The following is a 22819-nucleotide window of genomic DNA, read 5'->3' as shown; positions in this document are numbered from 1 at the left end:
GTAGACAGCCCTAGGGTGGCGGGGCATGCGTACCAATATAGAGGTCGATCAGCGTGAACCGTGCGACGTGTCTCAACGATCGCTCATCCGACCAGCTGGGATGCCGATCATGTACCGTCGCGTCGGTCGTCTGCCGAATGCCAGTCGGCGCCGTAGAGGTGGATCATCTCGCGATGGGACCGATCGATGAAGGCGCGCTCGACGCAATAGCCGGCCGCGAATGAGATTACTAGCGCAAGGCCACAGGCGATGTAGCCGTCAAGATCCCACAAAATGCTGACGCTGGCGCTTGCGATAAAAGTGACAGCAATGACGGTGTTGCGAAACGCTTTGACCATGTTGCCCCCCAGCCAGTCGCGGAGAAACAACTTAACATTGCGTCCACGACTATTAGCGGCGAAAATGGCCGATCAATCGCCGTCTTTCTGCTGATCGAGTCAGCACTTTCCTGCCGCTATCTTTGCCGCGAGCCACTCGTCAATTTCAGTCTCGCCTCGTCCAATTCGGTTCGTAGCGCAACAAGATGGCATATTGTTTTTGATCTTCTAGCCGCTGCAGCGGCAGAAAACGCGTTGGCGCTGCCAGTTCCGGCAGTTCACTACAGAACGCGTAACGCATTCGTGTGCGTGACTTACTTTATCCTTTAGATCGGGCGGCGCGTGTTGAAACAGCATCAACACTACGGATGGGAACGTGTTGTTCATCACGTTCTCCTTGGACCGCTGGAGACACCAGCTGCAAGACAGGGCTATAGTCATCGCAACTTCAAGTGCATGGGGCGATGGGGCCTGCTTCCAGCCCATTCGAAGGCTATCTCGGAGAGCGCAGTGGTCGCCTCTTCCCGCGCAACCTTGATATGGGTAGCTCCACACTTTCATCGTCGCACATGAATCGGCCGCCGTCGCGAATATCAGAATAATTGCTTTTCATGGATACTCAAACAGCTCCTTGGGCTCCAAAGATCTGCAGCCATCGAGTTGCCCCCCCTAGCACAAATCGCAATAGCGGCGGCGCTTCCGTCGTTTCCGAAGCAGTCCAGGCATGTCTTGGAGGCAGTACTGTGTCCACCACGAGTATTCCGGGATCCGCTTGTTGCCTCGCTCGGAAGGCCGAAGCCTGCGACTTCCCTGGCTGCAGCTACGGCGCTCTAAATCAAGGCAAATGCGAGCAAGCTAGAGCAGAAAAGTGCGATGCCGACAGCGGTCAGGGCCAAGAAGCTACCCGAAACAAGGTCGTGATTGCGCATAGAGCCGTCCTCGATCGCGCCAAAGACGCAATACAACCGCTGCTGCTTCCCGCCCCGAACAGCATTCTTGTCCAACACCAATGCAAAATTCCTTCCCTTCTCGGTTCAGAATGCATGTTTTCGTCGTTCTCACGGGCGAGTTTGCTGTTCTTCGGCAGCACTACAGCATAAAGCATTACCGGCTTCCGCGCCTCACGAGCCGCGGATTCGTAGTTATCCCTCCGCGGCCCTTGTGAAGCATCGGAGCATAACGCTTCGTAGTTGCTCAATGGCTTTCGGATTGATGTCGTCAAATGCGCGGCTTTTTCATTCTTCTAGTGACCTTTGCGATCATGGTGTCCGCACGGGGTCAGCTCCATACTGACTTTGCACCTCGACCGACTGCGCCCATGCCACCGGTCAATGCACCATAGCTCAACAACGCTTGGAGCCGCCGCAACTCGGGCTTACAAACCTAAGGGGACACAGCCACCTCACACAGGGCTTTCGATCTACACCGCAGCTTTCGTCGCGAGCACTCGGCCCGCCCTCGCCTCGGTCAGCCAGGTCTTTTACGAATGCAGAACTGACGCAGCGGCACCTAAGCCCCACGTCGAAGAATTTGGCCCCTAAGCTCCTGTTAAGCTCAACCTTTCCGAAAGGGCCGACGTCTGCGGCAGTTGCGACTCGTTTGAAACCGGTCTCTTGCGGAAGTCCCAGCCTCATCGCGGCGGTGATCGCCGGAACGGAAGCAAGATGACATGACGTCGGGGCTGAGACGCTGGTAACTCTCACAAGTTCGATTTTCTGGCGCCATATCGCATCATTGACAGGATTACCAAGTTTACCGAGTGCACGGAGTCTGGTCGGTGGGCGGACGGCTCTTTTTAAATCTGCCACAATGCTAATTCTTGAGTAAAATGAGCTCTGGTAAGCGGTCTGACCTAAGATTGCGTGGAGCGCCTTCTTTCTCGAGACATTCAACTCTGAGACCTGGAATGTTAGTCGCTTACCGCCACATGCTCGGGGCGTGTCGAAGCGCATCAAGGCCAATCTGCTCAAGACGCTCGCGCGTGCTCTCACCTTTACTGGCGGCTTCCAGAAGCTTCGAGGCGACATATGCCCGCACGCCGCCATCACTCCCAGGCACGTTTACGCAGACCGTTTCGAGGATCTCACGCAGAAGTGCTGTGGTAGTGGCGTCGAACATCGGAGAATCCCCCCAACTTGAAGGGCGATGATAGCACAGCGCGCCTTCTAGTTGAATGGATCGAGTAACCGAAAGACCAATACCGTCTTGCTTCGATCGATCGTCGGCCTCAGCTCCGCGCTCCCTGTGCTTCCGCCTACCCTTTCCCGATCTGTGCGCCTCGTGGGTCAATTCCGATGCTTCACTCTTGAATTGTAGCCTTGCCGACCTAGCGAGACGGCCATCGCGCACGCGACGGCCCTAAACGCCAAAATTCCTCGCTCGAGTAGAAATTTCGACGAATTCCACCTGCGCGACCGTGCGAAGTTGCGGCGTATATGCATCGAAGCGGGGGCTACCGAGAGCGGAGCGATAGGATGGTGACCTACCAGCGGTAGGTCCCGCAGCTCGCAGCCGGTCGGCCCAACAGCCGGGTCTCTGTCGAATTCTGAACCCAAACAAAGTTGAGGATCGAGCACCTTGCACACAATGCGCCGAACTCGTCCGCCCCAACAAGACACCCCGGAAACAAACCTGCGGAGTATGGCGAGGAGGTCCGGCGCTACGCGCGAATCCCGCTGATCAATGCGTGCCAATGATCTTCTTCATTGCCGCGCGCTGCTGCGCTGGGCATTACCAGGGCGCAAATGATGCTCTCGATTGATGGTGTTGGCGGACGTGGACGAGGACAAGGTGCTCCGGTCAACGTGCTTGCAAAGCTGATGAAGGTTGATCCATCTTTCGTCACCGCGCAATCGGAGCTGCTGGAGAGGAAGAGATTGCTGCGTTATCAAGCCAGGCAAGCGGGATCCCCGGGTCATACACCTTTCATTGGCAGACGACGCCAGCAAACTTCTCGCGATTATCGCCGCGAAGCAGGAAAAGCGCGTTCGGTTCGTTTTTGGAGACTCTGCTGTTCAGCTGGCGTGCAAGCTGGGCAACAGACCTAGCGCGATAAAGCACCGGCTGCAGAAGGCTTGGCTGGCAGACCAACAAGAATCCTGAGATGTAGCCCGACAATCTTCTGAATGCACGGCGTATTCTTTGTGTGATCTCGACTCCGGATGTTTTGATGATTCACTCGGGCGTAAGCCCTTTGTTGGAGAGGGACGGATGAAACGGAATGAAGAGAAAGTCTCAATTGGATCGTCCGAACGTTCAGATCCTAAGCTACCGAGAAATTCCAAAACCAAGAAGCTGACCGCGACCATGAAAAGGCGCGCCCTGAAAGTCAGAAAGTCCGAGCACCGTCCTGCTCCATCCTCCTGAAGGCTATTGCTCCACAATTCTCATAATCTAACGGGTGTCCCGACTTCGCCTGCTGCCACTTCGAGAGGGGCTCTGGCTGCCCTCTATTGACCTTCCGCGGATGGCAGCTCCGCCATCCGGCGCGCGTAGGGTCGTGCCATAGGAGATCGTCTTGCCAGCTCCTTGCAACGCGGATGGTGGGCACCGGTATAGGAACGACGCAACAAAGACCAGCCGCGGCGCCTAAGGGTCCTCGCCGACGAACTCCATTCCATGGAATGTAGCAGGCTTGGCAGCGGTGTTGATTGATCTGTTCGGCTTACAAGAGGACATCGGCTATCCGGCAGCGCTGAGTTCACGGATCATCGCCAGTTGGTGCGTGGGAAGTCTCAATCGGCGTTGCAAGCGAATGACACCAACTGGACAACTCTATCCAGTGACAATTACTACCCATAGATGCTCGGCCCTGACTAAAACTGCCAGCGCTTTCTAACGATCTCATTCACGGCAGAGGCAGCTAGGTAGCAGCAAGCGCTATGCAATCGATCGTCCTTCGTTGCAGCGCAGAAGTCGGCTACCGACTGTCGGGCTAAGGGACGTTGCTCACTGGCTCGGCGCAGAGGAATTTCTTTCAATGATAGGGGTGGGGGGAGAGCGTCAGATCAAGGATCGCCAGATCGAACAGCGTTGTACGCAGATGCTCTCTCGTCCCCCCCTCAGAGACGATCACCTCCGAGCCTTCGGACTGCAACTCCTCCACGACCCGGAGTACAGCTTCGGCTCATTACTCTAGTTAGGCCGCTTGGACTCTCCTGAGGAAACCTCCAAGTTCGTGCTTCAGCCGAGCGCTTTCCTCAGACAGCAGTTCGGCAGACCTTAACACTTGCATCGACGCCCCTCCTGTTGCCCTCGCGCGATAAGTGACTTCACCGGCGCTCGCTGCCAACTGAGTGGTCTTGCTCGCAGCTTCCTGCAAGTTGAACGCGACATTCTTGCTGGCCTCTTTTTGCTCGCCGATGGCTTCGACAACAGTCATAGCGATGTCGGAAATGCGAGCGACGATGGCGCCGGCTTGGGTATTCGCGCCGACGGCTTCAGTTGTTGCAGCCTGAATGTCGTTGATTTGCTTGCCAATCTCGATTGTCGCTTGAGCGGTTTGCATCGCCAGGGATTTCACTTCCTCGGCGACCACTGCAAAACCCCGGCCGAGATGGCCCGCGCGAGCAGCCTCGATTGTGGCATTCAACGCGAGCAAATTGGTCTGCCGCGCGATCGCGGCGATGAGTTGAACGACGCTGCCGATCCGCTCCGCCGCGGACGCCAAACCAACCATGCGCTGATCGCTGAGCTCGGTCTTGCGCACCGCTTGGCGCGCCATTTCCGCTGCTTCCTCGACCTGCCGGCCTACATCAGCGATAGTTATAGCCATCTCACTTGTCGAGGTCGCGACGCGTTGAACGTTGGCGGAGGCGTCGTCGGATGATGAGGCAACCTCCATAGAGAGTTGGCGGCTCTCAACCGCAGAAGAGGTAAGGCTGCGGGCGGAGGCTTCCAGCTCCGTCGAGGCGGACGAAACGGCTTCGATCACCTGCCCTACGGCTGCTTCGAATTCGCCCGCAAGCCGAGCGATATCGGCCTTACGCAGGTCAGCAGCAGCCTCGTCACGTTCGACCTTAGCATCAAGCTCCGCCTGCAGCTTTTCACGAGCTCTCAGCTTGAACATTTCTACAGCTTCGGCCATATCGCCGAGCTCATCCTTTCGACCAAGGCCGGGCAAAACTACATCGAACCGACCCTCACCTAACTGGCGCATGGCCGCAGTCATCGAGGAGACCGTTTTGGCAATGCGCTGCCCGAAGAGCATGCTGAACAGGCTCGCGAGCAGCGTTGCAAGTCCAATGAGCCAGACCAGCCTCTGCCGAATCTCTCCGGCTCGGATCTCCATAGCGAGCGCATGCGCGTCTGCCGCGGACATGACCTTTGCGATTGCCGGGCGAATGCGGCTGTAATTTTGTCGAAGATCATCCACCTGATCGCTCAGCGTCTGCTGCGTCACCATGAATGATATAAAATTTGCCTTGTACGCCCGCATCAGCTCGAGAAGCTGGGATTTCTCCTCCGTAGGCAGACTTGCCTGAGCAAGTTCGGATTCGAACTCCATCTCCCTGGCGGAAAGCTGATCGCCATACTTTTCTTCGCCCCGTAAGATAAAATCCTTCTCATGGCGGCGCATCAACAGCATCAAGATCATCAGGCGCGGCTGCCTCACCTGGCTCAATCGCTCCTCGACGGCGTGCACGGCTGTGCGCAACTTGCCCTGGAATCCCTCATTTTCATTGAAGCCTAAGTTGCGTTGTGCTGCAACGACGTTCCCAAAGCGGGTCGCATAGAGATTGATTACCGGCCGCAGGGAGGCTGCCTGCCGCAGCGGATCATCCTCGGGCAACTCCCCGATCAGTTTTTCGACCCCACCTAACTCTTCGAGCTGGCGATCAACAAGATCCGCATGCGTCTCGACCGACATTTCACTGGGCCTGCGGAGGAACTCGGTCGCGATTTGGCCAGACTCCAGAAAGCTTTGTGACAATGAAACGACACGGGCTTTCAATTCATTACTCGCACTCGCCTCTCGCTGAACGATACTCGCGTAGTGCAAAGCTGCGGCGCAGATTACGCCGGTGACCAGCACACCGGAAATCCCCGAGCGCTGCCATCTGCTCGCGCAATCCGATTCGAAAGCCCCATCTGACGGACGGACGCTCGCCAGTGTCGGACGAATTCTTGCTCACTTTTTGTCCCTCGATGTGACCTGATCTGTTTGAGCATTGCTGACCATCGCAGGTCAGAAAGCAACGCGCACGTTGATCGGACTGGCTCAACCTGCTTCGTTCAATCAACAACGAGCGCTGCCTACTTTAGATTAATTTCCAAATGCTGAACTCGTGCGAGCGCGCGCCCCGTGCCGGTGCACGACTTAACTGCTGTTGGGTCAGTGACGAACATAGAGCGTGGGAGACGTGATCATTTTGAACTGAGCGTCTCGCGGAATAGCTGCATCTAAATGGTTCAATTCGCATAAAACATGCGACGCATGCGCTAAATTCGGGCTCAATCAGCACAAGAAACGGATATTTCAACATCCGGCTTGCGCGACTTGACCGTAGGCGCAAGCTTGGAGCTCCAGTGAGTGTGGGCACTCACTTTATGCTCTCTTCAGCCGCCCTTTGGGGCGTTTCCTCCCTGACTTGGCCGTGCGGAATTTTCGCACGGCCTTTTTTCGCAATCCGACGAAAGCAGATCGCTCACGTCAATCGCACAATTTTCGACCTAAGTTGTGGCCCTACGTTGGAGCCCACGATCGTGCTGCAAGCTCTGCGGACCTGCGAGGGCGTTAGTCAGCCAGGCCGCCCTGGGCGGGTGGCGAACGCACACCCCATGTCAACGAGGCGATAGCGTGCAGACTAACCCCTCACGCGCCTGCGGGCGTTGTCGACCAGGCGAATGACCGCTCCGGCGCAGAGCTCGTGAGGGTCAGGGCGTTGAGCCGCTTTGCGGTAGAGGGCAATGCCGCCGGGCTCCGCGGGATCTTAGGAGCAAGGCTGTGAGGAACGACTTCGATCGCGCGCCCGTTCAACCTCTAACGGATCTCCGGCCGCGATGCAGCGTTTGTCGGAGGACTTCAATTCATTCCCAAGCTGCATGAGACTGTATTGAAACCGGACTGTTTGCAGCATTTCGCGCCTGCTGTGCTGCCGCAATGCAGCTGCGAATGTGCCCATTCGGAGCCGGTAGAAATGGCGAACCATATCCTTCTCCCCCCAGGCACCCCATCCGACCTGCCAAGATCGGAGCGCAATGCTGCACACTAGGGCGCTCTTGGCACTGATTTGATGCAATCAACAACCATCGACGCTCAAAATCCGCGCGGGCGCGCCGGTTATAGTCCAATTTCCGCATGACCGCGCGCAGTGCGATGCGGCTAGGGGACGCGCCCGACGACTAGGCGCGTCCCATTCTTCTGAGCGGCTCTAGGACCTGATCGCCGGCATTGGCCGGACCTGTGGCATTGCACTTTCGTCAATCCTACTCAGTTCTATGTTTGCAGATCGCCCTCACTCCGTTCGTGTTGGAACCTTCCGGTTCGCAATGGCCGCGCGGAGCTCATCGGGAAGCTGATAGCATTCCTGCTCCGAGGGAATGTGCCGTGACGGACATCGACCGCCCAGCGTATCAGCGCCTCCTGTAGAACCGCCTCATTGGCGTAGGCGCGAACGAATTTTGGCCTTTTTGTCTTCGACCAGCCCAAAGGCGCTAAGCCCCCATGACATGGGCGCTCTGTGGTAAAGACCACACACACCAAGATGCCGCATCACTGGGATTCGCGATCACCAAAGCGCGCATGATCCCAGACGCTTGGCGCCGCCCTCGAGTTTCACCTCCGGCTTTGCGTATTGTCTCATCGAGACTGAGATGAAAGTTGAGAAACAGGATGTCAGCCACAACCAGCGCACGAGGCCTTGTGCTCGAGGCTGCTTCCAGGTGATGATTCATCATTGCCATGCTGATGGGAAGCGTATCGTGGACGCTCCGGGCAGACCTTGCCGACACTATCACCGACGAGAATGATGTCGACCGCTGTGTCGGCGATGCGCGCGTGACCGCATCGTAAGCTGTCGTCATCGCTATGGGGAGCCCCTCCGTTTCCATTGCTGTAGGACTGGAATGGTGACGCCCTGCAAAGACACGACCTGAAGTGTGGCTCATGCTTGGACAATTCTACGACACTGATGGTTGGAACGGACACGGAAAGAGTTTCGTTCAGAAGAGGAGAGCGGCTTCATCTCCCGACGCGGAAGCATCGATCAAGGCACGTTCCAAGGGCGAAGATACCGTTTTATTTGGTCGAACCACACGGAAGCCGCCGTCGGTACGGCGCAGTTTGCAATAACAGGAAGAGCGCTCTGTTGGCTTCATAGCGCGCCGCGGCTCGGCTGGTTTGCGTTCCCGCCATGACCAACGAGCCATTCGTCGCGGAGATGGACCACGACCACCCTCGACGGCAACGTTCAAGCGAGACTTTGTAAATTGAAAATTGATCGGACATGGCAGCCCGCTCAAGCCATAGCTCTACTCAAGACCAATTTCGAAGAACCGAGTCTGCCGCTTCAGCATTAGTTCCTGGCGCCTCCGTGCCCGCCCACCTCGGCGAGACTGATCGATGCGCGTCTCGGAGCGTCGGCGGGCTAGAGTTCGCAAGCCGTTCGTGGCCGATACCATAATAGCCGCCCAAGCTCGCAGCCGGCCTGCGGCAGATGCCGACGAATGAGTTGAAAGCTGCTTCTCCCAAAATCACACCCGTCCATGTGATCGATCAGGAGGGGTTTCCGTTCTGCAGACAAACGCATCAGGGCGAACGGGATCCATGCGACAGAAAGCCAGAAGAAATAGTACGCTTTGAGCGCATCATTGGAGGCGGTCGTGCAAAGTCGGCCCGATCACAGCTTAGCCGTAGCAACCTTATTCAGCCCGTAAGGATTGGAACTGATGATTGTTGCCGTGCTCCGTCTCACCTAGTTTCCACACCACCCTTGAAAGCGCCTCGCTCGATTCGCTGGCCTGTCGGGTGATGTCGCGCTAGGCATCGCCCGGCTAGGGCACTGTCCAAGGGAGCTCACTTAGTGGCAGCTGTCAAGCGGCTCGTAACCAGCGCAACCATTTTTGGTCGGCCTCGCGCCGCCACTTAAAGCGGTCGACACACCTTTTAGAGCAAAGCGCCGTTCGCCAGCAGTAGTAGCGGATCAGCCCGAACTTCCCGCCACAAATAGCGCAGCACCTTCCACCATGGAAAGCGTGAGAGTTATTGCGCATGTTTGCCTCCTAAATTAGTCCCATGCATTCTCCACTTCCACGTCACAGCGCCCGCACATGACGTGCGGAGTCGCCAGTTCCGATTCTCGGGTATGCAAGAAGCAGCGGGCGCAGCAGGATGACCCTGATGCTCGCCTTTTTTTGGCGCCGCCCTTGAAAGCAGTTGCGCCAAACTTCCCCAGCTATAACTGCTATTTTGATCCTTAAAAATGCAATGAACGGCATTTGGCCGCGCAAATCCTGCAATATTTCAGCTCTGCTTGACGATGTTCACCAGATCTTTCGCGGTTCTGCTCGCCGTGCATCAAGCGAACAGATCGGCAGCCTCCCTGATCGCGGCATAAATCTGATCGAGATCTGCGGCTGTAACGCAATACGGCGGCATTACGTAGATCGTATTCCCGAGCGGACGCAGGAGAAGACTTCGGTCACTGAAGAAGGCTTGCAGTTTCGGACCGATACCGGCGAGATAGCCGGCGTCATCTGTTTTCAGATCAAGCGCAGTAATGGTGCCGGTCCGACGAACGTTTGCAAAGCGTGGATCTGTCTGAAACGGCTGAATTGCGTCCTCTTGCATGGATGCGAGGGATGACACGTGCGTTCGCGCATCGGAGTTCTGCCAAAGATCCAGATTGGCCTTTGCGGCGGCGCAGGCAAGCGGGTTCGCCGTATATGAACTCGAATGGAAAAACGTCAAATTGCGATCTTCCGAATAGTGCGCCTCGAAAATATCAGCGCGACAGAGTGTCACTGCGAGCGGAAGCGATCCACCAGTGAGCCCTTTCGAGTAACATGCGATATCCGGAGTGACGTCGGCCTGCTCGCACGCAAACAGCGTTCCGGTTCGACCCCAGCCCGTCATGACTTCATCTGCAATGAAGAGAACGCCCCATTCTTCGCAGATCCGCTTCATCTCCCGCAGCACCCAGGCTGGGTACATCAGCATTCCGCCCGCGCCCAAAATCAGAGGCTCCACGATCAAGGCCGCCGGCATCTCCTCCCGACACACTGAATATAACGCACTGAGCGTGTCCCGCTCGCGACCTGTCGCCGGGAACGGGATTGATCTGACGTCAAACAGAAGGGCCTCGTAGACCGCATTGAACACGCCACGAGCTCCGACCGACATCGCTCCTACCGTGTCGCCATGGTAAGAGTGTTGCATGACCACAATGCGGGTCCGCTGTTTGCCGATGTTATTCCAATAGCCGAGCGCCATCTTCAGCGCGACTTCGACACTCGTCGAACCGCTATCTGAGAAGAACACGTACTCAAGCGCAGGCGGCGTGAGCTGCAGGAGTTGCGCCGCAAGTTCCTCGGCTGGCTCATGGGTGTAACCCGCGAAGATAACCTGATTGAGCTTGCCCGCCTGGTCCTGGATGGCGCTGACAATATGTGGGTGGCAATGGCCGTGGGTCACGACCCACCAGGACGAGATTGCGTCCATGATATGTCGGCCGTCGGCGGTGTGAAGGTAAGCCCCCTCACCGCGCGCGATCCTTGTCATCTCGCCTTGAAGCGCGTGTTGCGTAAACGGATGCCAAATTGGCGAGCTTGGGGTCAGCATTTCAACTGAAATCGTCAGCACGAAACGAAGACTTGAATGCCGCCTGAAGTGCCTCTGGCGTGAGAGGCGAAAGCAGAGGTAGTCGTCCCAACCAGCGCACGCGGCCAATCTCACGAATGGCAGTCTGAGTTTCCGGGTTGCGTTCCCCGATGAACGCAACACCCAGAATCGTGATCTGCCGCCTTCGAAGAGCCTCGATCGACAGCAGCGAGTGATTGATTGTACCGAGTCTTGTGCTCGCGCAAACCACGACCGGAAGCTGCCACCTCTCAAACACGTCGATGTAGAGTGTATCCCCACTTAGCGGGACCATAAGCCCGCCGGCGCCCTCGATGACAAGAGGCCGTCCTTCCGTGTCTGGCGGGCTTATGGAGGCTGCGTCAATGCGAACGCCGTCCACTTCGGCAGACTGGTGGGGCGATGCGGGCGTTCGAAGCCGGTAGAGCTCCGGCACCACTCGATCGGCTGAGAGACGAGCCAACCTTGTGACGGTTTCGGTATCGGTCTCTCCGTCGAGGCCGGCTTGTATCGGCTTCCAATAACTGGCGCCGAGAAGATCGGCCAAGCCGGCTGCGAACACGGTCTTCCCAATCCCGGTATCTGTTCCGGTCACCACGATCCGCAAACTCATCGAGCCTTCTCCTTCGTCTCCTCAGCGAGCGCATCGACCATGGAGACCACATCATCCTCGTTGACGTTCAGCGTCAGTGAAATTCGCAAGCGCGCTGTCCCCGCCGGTACTGTGGGCGGCCGAATTCCGCGAATATCGAAGCCGCGATCCTGCATCGCAGAGGCGAGCCGCATCGTATGAGCATTGTCCCCGACCATGTATGGGAGGATCTGCGAGCTGGAAGGACATCGCACGCCACAGGCTTCCATCCTCCGATGCGTGAATGCAACCAGCCTTGTGAGGTGCCGCTGGCGCTCGGGTTCCCGCTGCAAGATGAGCAGTGCCTCTCTGACGGCAACGGCAATTAAGGGTGAAGGCGCGGTCGCGAAGATAAACGGACGGCAACGATTGATTATAAAGTCGCGTAGCACACCGGAAGCAGTGACAAGCGCTCCCGCCACTCCCAATGCCTTGCCGCAGGTATGTATCACCAGGAGATTTTCACGGTGACCGCAATGGCTGGTGAGCCCTCGGCCCTGCTCACCGTAAACGCCCGTAGCATGGGCCTCGTCAACGACCAAGAAGGCGTCGTGGCGATCGGCGAGCGCGACCAGATCATTGAGGGGGGCGAAATCGCCGTCCATACTGTAAAGACTTTCCGCGACGATCCAGACCCGGCCCATTCCTCCATCCGCACGCCAATCGCGGATCGCACTTTCGATGGCTCCGACATCGTTATGGCCAGCTATGCGAAAGTCGGCCCTGCCAGCTCGCGCGCCTTCATGAATACTGGCGTGAACCAGAGAGTCGAGGACGAGCAGATCGCCGCGCTGTGGCAGCGTCGTCAGGACCGCAAAGTTTGCGACGTAGCCGCCAGCAAAAAACAGCGCCGTCTCTGCGCCAAAGAACTGAGCGGCTTCCGCCTCGAGGCATTCATGCTCTTCACAATTGCCGCGCAGAAGTCGCGAACCGCCAGAACCAAGCGGGGTGCCACGTTCGATGGCCGCCAAGACGGCCTTTTTCATACGCGATGCACTCGCAAGCGCCAGATAATCGTTGGATGAAAAATCAATTCCGGCACGCGAATTGAGACCGCGCAACCGGTTGTCATCTTGCAGGGCACGCAAAGCCTTGACGTAGGGCCCGAGTTTATCCATTCGCGACGAGCTCCTTGCGCACTCCACCCGATGCTGCCGGCGCCTTGGCGATAGCCGCCGACGACGAGCTTGAACATGCCACTCAGGTCTTAACGGGTGAGGATGCCATTGTTGCGGTCAACGAGCACGACACGTGGTTGGAACACCTCTGCTTCGGCTTCGTCGAAGGATGCATAAGCAATGACCGTAATTTTGTCTCCTGGCATCGCGAATCGTGCCGCAGCACCATTCAAACCAATGATACCGGACCCACGCGGTGCCTCGATGACATAGGTTGCAAAGCGCGCCCCCGTATCCATGTTGTAGATCTCGACGCGCTCATAGAGCAGGACCCCCGCCGCGTCCAGCAACGCACGATCAATCGAGATTGATCCTTCATAGTGAAGATCGGCTTCCGTCACGGAAGCGCGATGGATTTTGCCCTTCATGAGGGTGATGTTCACTTCACACTCGCCCGTCAGCGCCTCGATCGTCTGCGCTGTTTCGTTCGGCAAGCTCAGACGTGATGCCGAGCCGCGCGAACAAGTGCGCGTCGCGATCCAAGTTGGGGTTTTCTGTCGTCAGCAGCGTATCACCGATGAAGATTGAGTTTGCGCCAGCCAAAAAGCAGAGGGCTTGCAGTTCGTCCGTCATATACTGCCGTCCGGCCGACAACCGGACCACGCTCTTCGGCATCATGATTCGAGCAGTCGCGACCAGGCGCGCCACGGCGATGGGATCAGGACGTTGGGCGGTTTCATTGACCGGCACGCCCTTGACCTCGTTCCATAGGTTGATCGGGACGCTTTCAGGATGGCTTGGGAGGTTTGCAAGCAGCACGAGCATGCCGAGGCGATCCTCGATGCGCTCGCCCATTCCAATGATGCCTCCACAGCAGATCTTGACCCCGGCGCTGCGAACGTGCACCAGGGTTTCGAGGCGATCCGCTAGTGTACGGGTTTTGATGATGCTGCCGTAAAATTCAGGCGAGGTATCGACATTATGGTTGTAGAAGTCGAGCCCAGCTTCAGAGAGTTTTGCTGCTTGGCTCGCGGTCAGCATACCGAGGGTGACGCAGCTCTCCATGCCAAGACCTTTCACGGCCCTGACCATGTCGCAGACCTGATCAAGATCGCGCTCCTTTGGACTACGCCAAGCCGCAGCCAGGCAGAAGCGAGTTGCACCTGCATTCTTGGCGCGTTTTGCTGCGGCTAATACATCGCCACCATCCATCAGGCGGGTGGCCTTCAGATCTGTAGCGAAGTGCGCGCTCTGGGAGCAATAGCCGCAATCCTCCGGACAGCCCCCTGTCTTGATGCTAAGTAGGCTAGCGGCCTCGACGTGATTTGGATCGAAGCTCTCGCGATGGACGTTCTGCGCTTGGAATATAAGGTCTGCAAACGGCAGCCCATACAAAGCTTCCCCCTCGAGGACCGTCCAATCAAAGCGGACAAGCGCTTTGTTATCGCGATTGTAGTGCCTGGCTTCTGCGGCAGGATTCATGCATTCATCATTGTCAGCTTGGTCGGAAACCTTCTGAAACTCGATTGAAGCTCGCGCCTTTTCAAGGGCAAAGGTATAAAGGCCTACTCTCGCTCAAAGACGGCGGAAATGCAGCCAGATTGCATGATTTCTGCGAAAAGAGCCCTACGCAATATCGATTTCGCCTCCGAGCGATATCATGTTGCGGCCGTTCGTCAGCAAGGGCTCGAGCACCAACCAGGGGCTGCGCGGCCAGCGCCGCCATTGCAGCGAGCTCACGATCGAGATAGTAAACGCAGCTACACTCCCCGGGATCGCCGATCATCCATGTTTCGTCACATCGTGTTGTTCACCGCCGAGGACCAAGCCCACGCGGAGCAATTGTCGACAGCTCGATATCCGTAAACGGCTCGCCTAACGCGGGGCATGGCATATCAAGTATTTACAGACGAATGCCTTGCTTTGACAGGTCAGGAGCGGGGGGAAATTCCTGGGGCCGCCAAATCGTCGGAGTGCCTGCCGACAGTCGGGCTGGAAAACGACAGGTGGTTTCGCCAGCAGCGGATCCTGTCTGCATTCGACCAAATCATGCGAGATCATTGCGCGGGCTTTGAAACTGGTAGCGCCGTAGCGGATCCAGTCTTCGTTCATTTTCACAAGCAGCCGACCACTTGCGATGCTGACGATCGGCGCCTCCTTCGGCAGATCGAGCTCAATCGGCCCAGTTGGCTCGAAAAGCGCATACTGCCGCTCGAAGCCGTTGGTCCAACAGACGACGCGGGTCATAGCGATCCGCCGTTCACCAATACCAAGGGCACGATCTTCAAGTCGGTGCGCAGGCGGCGGAAAACTTCGCGCGCCTGGTCGACCGGCTGAGCGCGCTTGAGTTCCCTCGGCACGAAGGGGTAGCCTATCTCAGTCGTGGTCCCCTCGCTCCAGTTACGTGCAGCAAGGACAGTGTCGCGGCCCAACCAGCCGACGCTCTGCTTGCCCTCGGGCAGCTCGAAACCATTTGCCACAGAGCTTTTGGCTTCGCTGTCGAACTCGCGTATGGACACGCCGTCCTTGCGACCGTCAGAGAGTTTGACGAGGCAGCGGCGCGCAAGGCAGCTGTGACCCTTGCAGATCCAGCTCTTGTTCTCGGCGACAGCGAGCACGTCAAGGTCCAGGATGGTCTCCCATCGGGGATCCTGGCCACCGTAGCCCTCAAGCGCGGTGCGCCCCCATATGCCGCGCACATGGCTCTCGTCTTGCCAGCAAGATAAGAGACCTTGCCGTTCAAGAGAAACGGACGGAATCCGGTGTTTTGCCTCGCCGATCGTCAGCTTGTCCGGGTAAGAGCGATTGTAGCGAGAATACCACTGCGGCGCGCCGAGCGTCCTTTCCTTCGCGGCGGGTGCCCAAGCCAATGTGCGCGGCCCCTCGACCTCCTCGAGCCAGAGGAACGCATCGTCCGCCGACGTCGCACTAGACTGCCCGTGGAGCAGCGCGACCGTAAGACATATCGCCGAGAGCAGCGCGGCGTGCAGAAGCGATTTTTTCAACCTCATATCAGGCACGCAGGCGAGCTCCAAACTTATTGCGACTGGGCGAACGTAGCCAAGTTCGTGTTACGACCGTGCACACCCTGTGACGGGCCGCCCGCTCGATACGAGCAAGCGGCATGCCGCCGACAAACAGAGGGCTTCCGACGCATCGTCCTGCATCGCCGTGCCAGCTTCCCGACATTGGCCCTGAAAGCTGACAATCCGTGTCGGCCGTCGTCGGCCCTACCGCGACACCCTAGCCACAACGCGCGTCGAGGGCCAAGCTTCAAGGCTAAACCTCACAATCACGCTCACCTGGCGCATGACACCCAGAATCGGCTCCGAGCATCCAAGCTGGTCACAGCCCGAGAAGTGCGCCGACGACCAGTCTCACACTGTCCGAAAATCCGGCGCGATCATTTCGGTACCCTGCGCGCGATCAAATCAGTACGGTGCGCACCATCATCTCGGACCCCGCAGACAACACCTCGGGACCGTCGGCTCCGCTGCTGCCCGTTTTCCGCGCAAGGCTCGATCAGCGACCGCCGCGCGCACATGATGCAACCCGATCGCGTGGCAGAGATAGGGCACGTTGCGCCGCGATTGAGGTGGGTTTGGCTTGCGCAGGCGGATCATCGAAGATCTGTATGCGCTGATGGGAGGCGGGCCTGCGAGCTCGAACCGACAATACTAAATGAGCAGGCTGTCTCCTGATCGTTGCGTATCTACACGCTCGGTCCAGCGAGACGCTTTCACGATCATGCGTCCTTAGTACCTTGCGTTCCCAAGGACTCGTCGTATGCGAAAATCATACTCGTCGACAATTTCCTGATTGCCACAGTCGAGCCCGCAAATCACGGAGGTGGCTATGTCCCTGTGCAGTGCCACCTGAATGTTATCTCGTGATCGAGAAGATCCGCGATGGTCACCAGGTCGTCGACACCTTTCATACTACCGACCCAGAGCATCGCGGTGATTAAACGCAAGCATGTGAAGTAGCCTCGGACGCAGCCCCCCCCCAAGATGGTGGGTATCTCCATCCAAAAGCATGGACTAAGATGAATTTCGAAACAACAAAGCCGGTCGTCGAGAAAAACACTCCTTGAAGGCGTGTGTGATGCGGGGATCGCTTTCAGCATATCGACGGTCCAACACCCGACAAGCTCGAGATCGTGGAAGAAGTCGGTCAGGCGATGACGCCGCTACTCGGGTACGATCATCGCCAGCCTTAATCCCGAGTTGCATGACGTGCTGCCTTGAACACATCACAACAACATGCACGAGCACCGTCATGACCTTATCCCCTCCCGACGCGCGAACGAAACTCGTCATTTCTGCTCTGACCATTGCTGCGTTCGCTATTGGCCTGGACACGTTTGTCATCATTGGAGCGCTCGATCTAATCTCTCGCGACCTTGCAATTTCAACCGGCACGGCGGGTTCGATCATCTCGATTTACGCGCTCTGCTACGCGGTCTTCGCTCCGCTGAATGCCTGGATATTCAAGGCCATGAGCGGCCGCAATGTTCCGATTCTGTCTGTTTCAATCTTCATCATCGGTAACCTGATCTGCGCGATCGCTCCGAACTTCCTTACCCTTGCCGCAGGTCGCGTCATTGCGGCCTACGGCGCGGCGATGTTCACCCCGACGGCGACCGCGCTGGCCGCGGAGCTGATGCCGCCAGGGCGCAAAGGGTTCGCGTTGTCCCTCATCTGTGGCGGCATGACTGTTTCGCAGGTTGCGGGCGTTCCAGCCACAAGCTGGATCGCAGATGCTATCGGCTGGCGCTTCTCATTCGGCTTCGTCGTCATTGCCGGGCTTCTCGCATTGGTAATCCTCGCCCCGATGATGTCCGCAATAGCTGCCAAGGCGCCGGAGCGCGGAAACGGCCCGATCTCGCAAGGCCTCTCAAAGAGCATCTACGGTATCCTTTCGGTGACGCTATTCATCGTCGTTTCCGAATTCATTGTTTACTCCTATGTGAGCGTCTTGATCATCGGTTCTCTGCCTGCCGGGGTGCCGCTGCTTTCGGCCGCGCTCTTCGCCTACGGTTTCGGAGCCGTGATCGGAAACGCTGCGTGCGGCGTGCTGACAGACCGTTTTGGCCCGTATAGAGTTCTCATCGCGGTTGCAGGCGCACAACTCATCTTACTCGTAGGTTTGGTTGCATTCAGACAGCATGGAGCCCTCACCGTGCTCATCGCCTTCTTTTGGGGTACCGCGAGCTACATGTATCTCGTCCCGATCCAGCACCGGCTTCTCGGTCTGGCCGGAGATCGTTCGAAGCTTGGTGCTGGCAATGAACAGCTCGACCACGTTCGCGGGGATCGCCACGGGCGCTTTTGTCGGCGGCATCCTTGTTGAGGCTAGCGGCGTCGCGTCTCTGGCCGCGGCATCGCTCCTGATTGGTCTTACCGGCATTGGGCTGGCTGTTGCCTTCATGCGTGATGGAGTACCTGCAGAAGCCGCGACCGCAGGATGTCCGAGGTGATATCGGTCAACGATCGAGTTATCGGCTGACCTGTCGGAGCCGCGCACTCGCCAATCGATGTCCTTGAGCGAGCGCACTTACCTGAGGTGGAATGCGTTCGCGGGCTTAACGCCAATTCATTAACGGCGATACTCAGACACGGCCGGATCAGCGGCGTCCGGCGCAAACATATTCAGCTTATCACTCGAATCCGCCAGATCATCGAAGTAAGCAACCTTAGCATCGTGGTCCGCCAAAGGTAGTTCATTAAGCAGCTAAGCTTCGTGAGAATCGACCGAACTTGGTTGAGCCCGTAGAGCTAGACTATCGTGCAACGTCTACCAGCAGCGCGCTTTTGGAAACGCGTCGCGGGACCATGATTTGCCGTCATCTTGTCCCGCCCAGCGCCCCAGCGAATCCATGTTGCGGACGTTCAACAGCAAGGGGCCCGAGCACCAACCGCGGGCTGCGTGGCCAGCGCCGCCATTGCAGCGAGCTCACGTTCGAGATAGTAAACCCCAGCTTCACTCCCCGGGATCGCCGATCATCCATGATTCGTCACATCGTGTTCTTCACCGCCAAGGACCAAGCTCAGATTGAGGGCATAATCGAAGGTCTATCGATCCTCACGAAAATTCCACATCCACGTCGGCTGGAGATTGCCCGCAATCGCAAGAGCGACCCACTCGGGAACGATATCGATGTCATCGTTTATGGTGAATTCGATAGCGACGCCGAACTCGCAGCTTACAAGGGGCATCCTTTATACCAGGAATCAATCAGGCGTGTGCGCCCTCTTCGAGAGCTACGGTTCGCGGCGGACTATAATGTCTAATGGATGCGGGCTCCTGAAAGACGGCTGGGCCAAAGCACGATGCGGGCGTCACAAAATGGCGCTCAAACAGTAGCTTTGCGGTCGTCGGGCGAAGGGGCAAGTTCGAAATTTAGCCAGTTCGTTGCTCTGACGAGGGGCCTCCTGAGGAAGTTCTGCGACAAAACAAGAAAAACCTCCAAATATATGCATGGCGACTTCGTCTCGGCTGATTTTCCTCCTCTAAGCTCGTTAGGCTCACAAACAGCTGGCCTGTGCCAGCTCCAGGAGCAAGACGGAGCCGTGAGCCGCAGGGCACAGACAATCCGTGATCGACGCCGGTTGCAGTGAGAACGTGAAGGCAGCTTCACCGGGGACATTCGGCCCGGACTTCGCTTTTCAAGGGCGCTCAGTGAACGCAACCGAGCTCGGAAAGACAGATTGATCGCGCTTTCCTTCAGATGCGGGGCGGCCGCTAGGGGACCGCGCCTGCAGATAAAGCAATTGGCAAAAAGCGCCTGGCGGAACAACTCTCAATAGAGCAGAACAGCTGGTTCTCAAATGCATGTCCGCGAACTTCGATGGATCGAACCTGCCGTTGCTATGCGGCGCCTGGGAAATCAACCGAACCTGACTTTTTTGGATAGCGCCGCCAGGAGCGAGTTGGGACGCTACTCATATGTTACCTGTGATCCATTCAGCAGTTACATGGTCAACAATGGACAAGCGAGTTGCAACGGCCTCGCTCTTGCGGGCAATGCGTGGGAAGCTCTCCGCAGTCTCCTCGCTAGATATCCGCAACAGAACCGAACAGATCTCCCTCCCTTTCAGGGAGGTGCAGCCGGCTATTGGGGCTACGACCTAAACAGGACACTCGAGCGATTGCCGGCACCTGCAATTGCCGGTCGCGCGTTACCCGAGTGTGTCCTGCATTTCTATGACGTCGTCATCAGCTTCGACCATCGGGATCACAAGTGCTGGATCGTTTCTACTGGATGGCCCACTCAGGAGCCTGCGCCTCGACTTGAACGCGCACGCCGTCGCGCCGATCAGTTCGCCGCCTTGCTTGACGTGCCGACGCCAGCTCTAAAGGAACTCCCTGGCACATCAGGCGCATGGCAGTCCAACTTCAGCCTGGACGGCTACATCGCGGCCATACAGCGCGTCATCGACCTCATTTTAGCCGGAGACCTCTTCCAGGCGAACATCGCGCAACGCTTCACTGCGAGGATGCCGACCTCATTCGACCCGATTAGCTTTTACTGCCGGCTGCGGTCCCTCAATCCGGCCCCGTTTGCGGCCCTGTTGCGCTATGGCGAGCTCACCATTGCCTCAAGTTCACCGGAACGTTTCCTCAAGCTAGACGCACGAAATGTCGAAACACGCCCCATCAAGGGCACGATAGCGCGAAGCAATGATTTAGCGGAGGACCAGCACCGCGCGCAGGTCCTAGTCGCGTCCGAAAAGGACCGCGCCGAAAACTGCATGATTGTCGATCTTCTGCGCAATGATCTGTCGCGAGTTTGCACGCCGCACTCGATCGAAGTTGCAGGGCTGTGCATCCTCGAAACCCACGCATCTGTGCACCACCTCATCTCGATTGTCACAGGTGAACTTTCAGTGGGCCAAGACGCCATCACGCTGCTGCGAGCGTGCTTCCCAGGCGGCTCGATCACGGGGGCGCCAAAGGTGCGATCGATGGAGATCATCACGGAAATCGAGCGAGTGGCTCGACAGATCTATTGCGGGGCAATCGGCTTCATCGGTTTTAACGGGTATATGGATACCAACATCGCGATCCGCACGGTGACTATTGATGGCGATCAAGCCGTGTTTCATACAGGAGGCGGGATAACGGCGATGTCGGATCCGCAGGCCGAGTACGCTGAGACGCTCGCGAAGGCTCAGCGAATCTTTGAAGCTTTTGGCGCTGAAGTACCTGGTCCGCTGTGATCCTCATTATCGATAACTACGACTCCTTCGTCTTCAACATCGGCCGGTACTTTCAGAGGCTAGGCGAGTCAACCGAGGTTGTTAGGAACGACGCGATCAGCGTCGCTGACGTGATCAAGCTCAATCCCCGCGCAATCGTTATCTCGCCTGGTCCCTGCACTCCAAGCGAGGCGGGAATATCTGTGGCCGTTATTCGCGAGCTTTCGGGACTCATCCCGATTCTCGGGATTTGCCTCGGGCATCAATGTATTGGGCGCGTTTTCGGCGGACGAGTGACTCGAGCATTACGCCCCATGCATGGGCGATCCTCTCGCATAATGCATGAAGGGGGGCCGTTATTTAAGGGACTGCCTTCCCCACTTTCCGTCGGTCGTTATCATTCGCTTGTGATCACGCTCGACCCGGCCTCCGCACCCCACCTCATGGTGACAGCGCGGTCCGAGGAAGGCGAGATCATGGCTCTCGCACATCGCTATCAACCAACTTACGGCGTGCAGTTTCATCCGGAATCGATACTCACCGAATGCGGGTCTCTGCTGCTCAACAATTTCTTGCGGCTCGCAGCCACTCGTTGAACCGAGGATGTAGGCCAATCGACAAGAGCAGGCAGCTGAACATCCTCAGGAACGCCGAGGCAGCCAAGCTTCAGCGCTCGTCGGGAGAACGGAATGAAAAACGAAACGAGACGAGGCGTATCGGCGCTGCGACCGTGGATGTCCTTCTCTCTGTGCCATAGAACTCGGGATATGCTTGAGCGCCTCGCCTGCAACGAGCGCGGCGCCAGAGTGGTAAGTTCCGCTGGATGTGCGACCAACAGAATGCAAGCTGAACGTCACCCCACTCGGCGAGTTTGCCATCACTGTAGCAGTCGACCCGGAGGATCCCATTTATCCTGCCGGATGGACGATGGTCGGTCGCTTTTGCGATCGGAGCATAGACATAGACGCCCCGGCGGACCGCGCGGCTCCATGGCGGTCGTCCGCAGCATAGGCCCGAAGCCACTTGAGCTCGGCGGTCTATCGGCTGGTGTGACTTTTAAGAATTGGGTCTGCTGCCTCACTACAGATCAAACGCGGAGAAAGGCGTGAAAAATCCCGCGCAGGTGCGGCGCCAGGCAAGATCCGATTGCTTTGTAAGACAGCGGGCGCGGTGTTTGCTGTAAGCGCCCTTCCGAACACACAGGCTTGAGACGGTAGCTCATCTTTTTCGTTGGTGAAGTGCCAGCCGGCAAGTGGCCGATTTTTGGTATCGATTACAGCCTTGTTCGCAGGCGCCTGACTGGAGGGATCGATCGCATCGATCCCTTAAAGCAGCGGCAGAGCCAAAGCCATTGGACATTCTCAGTATGCCCGGCCTCCGTGTTGACTGCCAGAACTCGTAGGAGAACCCGGTTCAGGTTTTGACGTATCCTGCAGCCGAACTCTACGGTGGCCGCGCGGCCAGAGCCACCACCTATGGACCGCAGGCAGTCGATCCGATGTCGACACCACCTATTCCTTGAGAGCCGTCATGCAAGCTACCGTCACAACTGCGATAACGACTTGGAAGCCGGCGACCGCTATTGGGGACTCAACTGACGAACCTGAACCACCAGGTCGCGGATGAGACATGATGACTCAGCTCTTGGAGCCTCCTCGGCCGGGCTCGGTACCGCTGATTGTGGTTGGCAGGAACCGGCGCGGTAACTGGGTAGCCCGCGAACTAGGGGGCTCTTTTGGCGGCCTTTTTGTCAG

General features: G+C 57.6%; 16 protein-coding genes. 5 read left to right on the top strand and 11 right to left on the bottom strand.

All coding sequences use genetic code 11. The annotated features are described in order from the left end of the window. Positions 1-107: 107 nt before the first annotated feature. Both ABIA40_RS01990 and ABIA40_RS01985 read right to left on the bottom strand, forming a co-directional pair. Complete coding sequence (locus ABIA40_RS01990; RefSeq protein ID WP_404538660.1) at positions 108-368, bottom strand: hypothetical protein; 261 nt, start codon at positions 366-368, stop codon at positions 108-110. Between the two features lie 1866 nt (positions 369-2234). Continuing rightward, positions 2235-2435: a hypothetical protein gene (locus ABIA40_RS01985; RefSeq protein WP_404538657.1), complete on the bottom strand. Its 201-nt coding sequence runs from the start codon at positions 2433-2435 to the stop codon at positions 2235-2237. A gap of 626 nt (positions 2436-3061) precedes the next feature. Here ABIA40_RS01985 and ABIA40_RS01980 point away from each other — a divergent pair. Further along, positions 3062-3364 (top strand): hypothetical protein, encoded by a 303-nt coding sequence (locus ABIA40_RS01980; RefSeq protein WP_404538654.1) that lies wholly within the window; start codon positions 3062-3064, stop codon positions 3362-3364. Positions 3365-4455: 1091 nt separating this feature from the next. On the opposite strand, the gene ABIA40_RS01975 is transcribed toward ABIA40_RS01980, so the two are convergent. From ABIA40_RS01975 to ABIA40_RS01935, 9 genes are all read right to left on the bottom strand, one after another. After that, a complete protein-coding gene (locus tag ABIA40_RS01975) occupies positions 4456-6351 on the bottom strand; it encodes a methyl-accepting chemotaxis protein (RefSeq protein ID WP_404538652.1) in 1896 nt (631 codons plus the stop codon). Positions 6352-7973: 1622 nt separating this feature from the next. Continuing rightward, the gene (locus tag ABIA40_RS01970) at positions 7974-8342 is read right to left on the bottom strand and encodes a hypothetical protein (protein WP_404538649.1); all 369 of its coding nucleotides are present in this window, start codon (positions 8340-8342) and stop codon (positions 7974-7976) included. Between the two features lie 1492 nt (positions 8343-9834). Next, positions 9835-11097 carry an adenosylmethionine--8-amino-7-oxononanoate transaminase gene (locus tag ABIA40_RS01965; RefSeq protein WP_404546137.1) on the bottom strand — a complete coding sequence of 421 codons (1263 nt, stop codon included), beginning with the start codon at positions 11095-11097 and terminating at the stop codon, positions 9835-9837. Between the two features lies 1 nt (position 11098). After that, a complete protein-coding gene (gene bioD / locus ABIA40_RS01960) occupies positions 11099-11728 on the bottom strand; it encodes a dethiobiotin synthase (protein ID WP_404538646.1) in 630 nt (209 codons plus the stop codon). Further along, positions 11725-12864: an 8-amino-7-oxononanoate synthase gene (locus ABIA40_RS01955; protein ID WP_404538643.1), complete on the bottom strand. Its 1140-nt coding sequence runs from the start codon at positions 12862-12864 to the stop codon at positions 11725-11727. The genes bioD and ABIA40_RS01955 overlap by 4 nt, the downstream gene beginning before the upstream one ends. A gap of 89 nt (positions 12865-12953) precedes the next feature. Then, positions 12954-13307: an aspartate 1-decarboxylase gene (gene panD / locus ABIA40_RS01950; RefSeq protein WP_404538640.1), complete on the bottom strand. Its 354-nt coding sequence runs from the start codon at positions 13305-13307 to the stop codon at positions 12954-12956. 1 nt (position 13308) lies between these two features. After that, positions 13309-14346, bottom strand: a complete 1038-nt coding sequence (gene bioB, locus ABIA40_RS01945) for a biotin synthase BioB (protein ID WP_404538637.1) — start codon at positions 14344-14346, stop codon at positions 13309-13311. A gap of 393 nt (positions 14347-14739) precedes the next feature. Continuing rightward, complete coding sequence (locus ABIA40_RS01940; RefSeq protein ID WP_404538634.1) at positions 14740-15111, bottom strand: hypothetical protein; 372 nt, start codon at positions 15109-15111, stop codon at positions 14740-14742. Then, the gene (locus ABIA40_RS01935; RefSeq protein ID WP_404538631.1) at positions 15108-15869 is read right to left on the bottom strand and encodes a hypothetical protein; all 762 of its coding nucleotides are present in this window, start codon (positions 15867-15869) and stop codon (positions 15108-15110) included. The genes ABIA40_RS01940 and ABIA40_RS01935 overlap by 4 nt, the downstream gene beginning before the upstream one ends. Before the next feature lie 1273 nt (positions 15870-17142). Here ABIA40_RS01935 and ABIA40_RS01930 point away from each other — a divergent pair. The 4 genes from ABIA40_RS01930 (at position 17143) to ABIA40_RS01915 (ending at position 21661) form a co-directional block, all read left to right on the top strand. Next, positions 17143-18216 (top strand): MFS transporter, encoded by a 1074-nt coding sequence (locus ABIA40_RS01930; protein WP_404538628.1) that lies wholly within the window; start codon positions 17143-17145, stop codon positions 18214-18216. Positions 18217-18872: 656 nt separating this feature from the next. After that, on the top strand, positions 18873-19157 hold the full coding sequence (locus tag ABIA40_RS01925) for a Dabb family protein (RefSeq protein ID WP_404538625.1): 285 nt from the start codon (positions 18873-18875) through the stop codon (positions 19155-19157). Positions 19158-19694: 537 nt separating this feature from the next. Then, on the top strand, positions 19695-21086 hold the full coding sequence (gene pabB, locus ABIA40_RS01920) for an aminodeoxychorismate synthase component I (protein ID WP_404538622.1): 1392 nt from the start codon (positions 19695-19697) through the stop codon (positions 21084-21086). After that, the gene (locus ABIA40_RS01915; protein ID WP_404538619.1) at positions 21083-21661 is read left to right on the top strand and encodes an anthranilate synthase component II; all 579 of its coding nucleotides are present in this window, start codon (positions 21083-21085) and stop codon (positions 21659-21661) included. The genes pabB and ABIA40_RS01915 overlap by 4 nt, the downstream gene beginning before the upstream one ends. The last annotated feature ends 1158 nt before the right edge of the window (positions 21662-22819 follow it).

This window comes from Bradyrhizobium sp. USDA 223 (assembly GCF_044909005.1).
Classification (GTDB): Bacteria; Pseudomonadota; Alphaproteobacteria; order Rhizobiales; family Xanthobacteraceae; genus Bradyrhizobium; species Bradyrhizobium yuanmingense.
The sequence above is the reverse complement of the archived record's forward strand: the minus strand, read 5'-3'. Positions and strand labels throughout refer to the sequence as shown.

Excerpts from the sequence above, each read along its gene's own strand:
- ABIA40_RS01980 (WP_404538654.1), top strand. The coding sequence starts at position 3,062 with ATGATGCTCTCGATTGATGGTGTTGGCGGACGTGGACGAGGACAAGGT.
- ABIA40_RS01940 (WP_404538634.1), bottom strand. The coding sequence starts at position 15,111 with ATGACCCGCGTCGTCTGTTGGACCAACGGCTTCGAGCGGCAGTATGCG.
- ABIA40_RS01930 (WP_404538628.1), top strand. The coding sequence starts at position 17,143 with ATGACCTTATCCCCTCCCGACGCGCGAACGAAACTCGTCATTTCTGCT.
- ABIA40_RS01985 (WP_404538657.1), bottom strand. The coding sequence starts at position 2,435 with ATGTTCGACGCCACTACCACAGCACTTCTGCGTGAGATCCTCGAAACG.
- ABIA40_RS01965 (WP_404546137.1), bottom strand. The coding sequence starts at position 11,097 with ATGCTGACCCCAAGCTCGCCAATTTGGCATCCGTTTACGCAACACGCG.
- ABIA40_RS01970 (WP_404538649.1), bottom strand. The coding sequence starts at position 8,342 with ATGACGACAGCTTACGATGCGGTCACGCGCGCATCGCCGACACAGCGG.
- pabB (WP_404538622.1), top strand. The coding sequence starts at position 19,695 with ATGCATGTCCGCGAACTTCGATGGATCGAACCTGCCGTTGCTATGCGG.
- ABIA40_RS01955 (WP_404538643.1), bottom strand. The coding sequence starts at position 12,864 with ATGGATAAACTCGGGCCCTACGTCAAGGCTTTGCGTGCCCTGCAAGAT.
- ABIA40_RS01925 (WP_404538625.1), top strand. The coding sequence starts at position 18,873 with ATGATTCGTCACATCGTGTTCTTCACCGCCAAGGACCAAGCTCAGATT.
- bioB (WP_404538637.1), bottom strand. The coding sequence starts at position 14,346 with ATGAATCCTGCCGCAGAAGCCAGGCACTACAATCGCGATAACAAAGCG.
- bioD (WP_404538646.1), bottom strand. The coding sequence starts at position 11,728 with ATGAGTTTGCGGATCGTGGTGACCGGAACAGATACCGGGATTGGGAAG.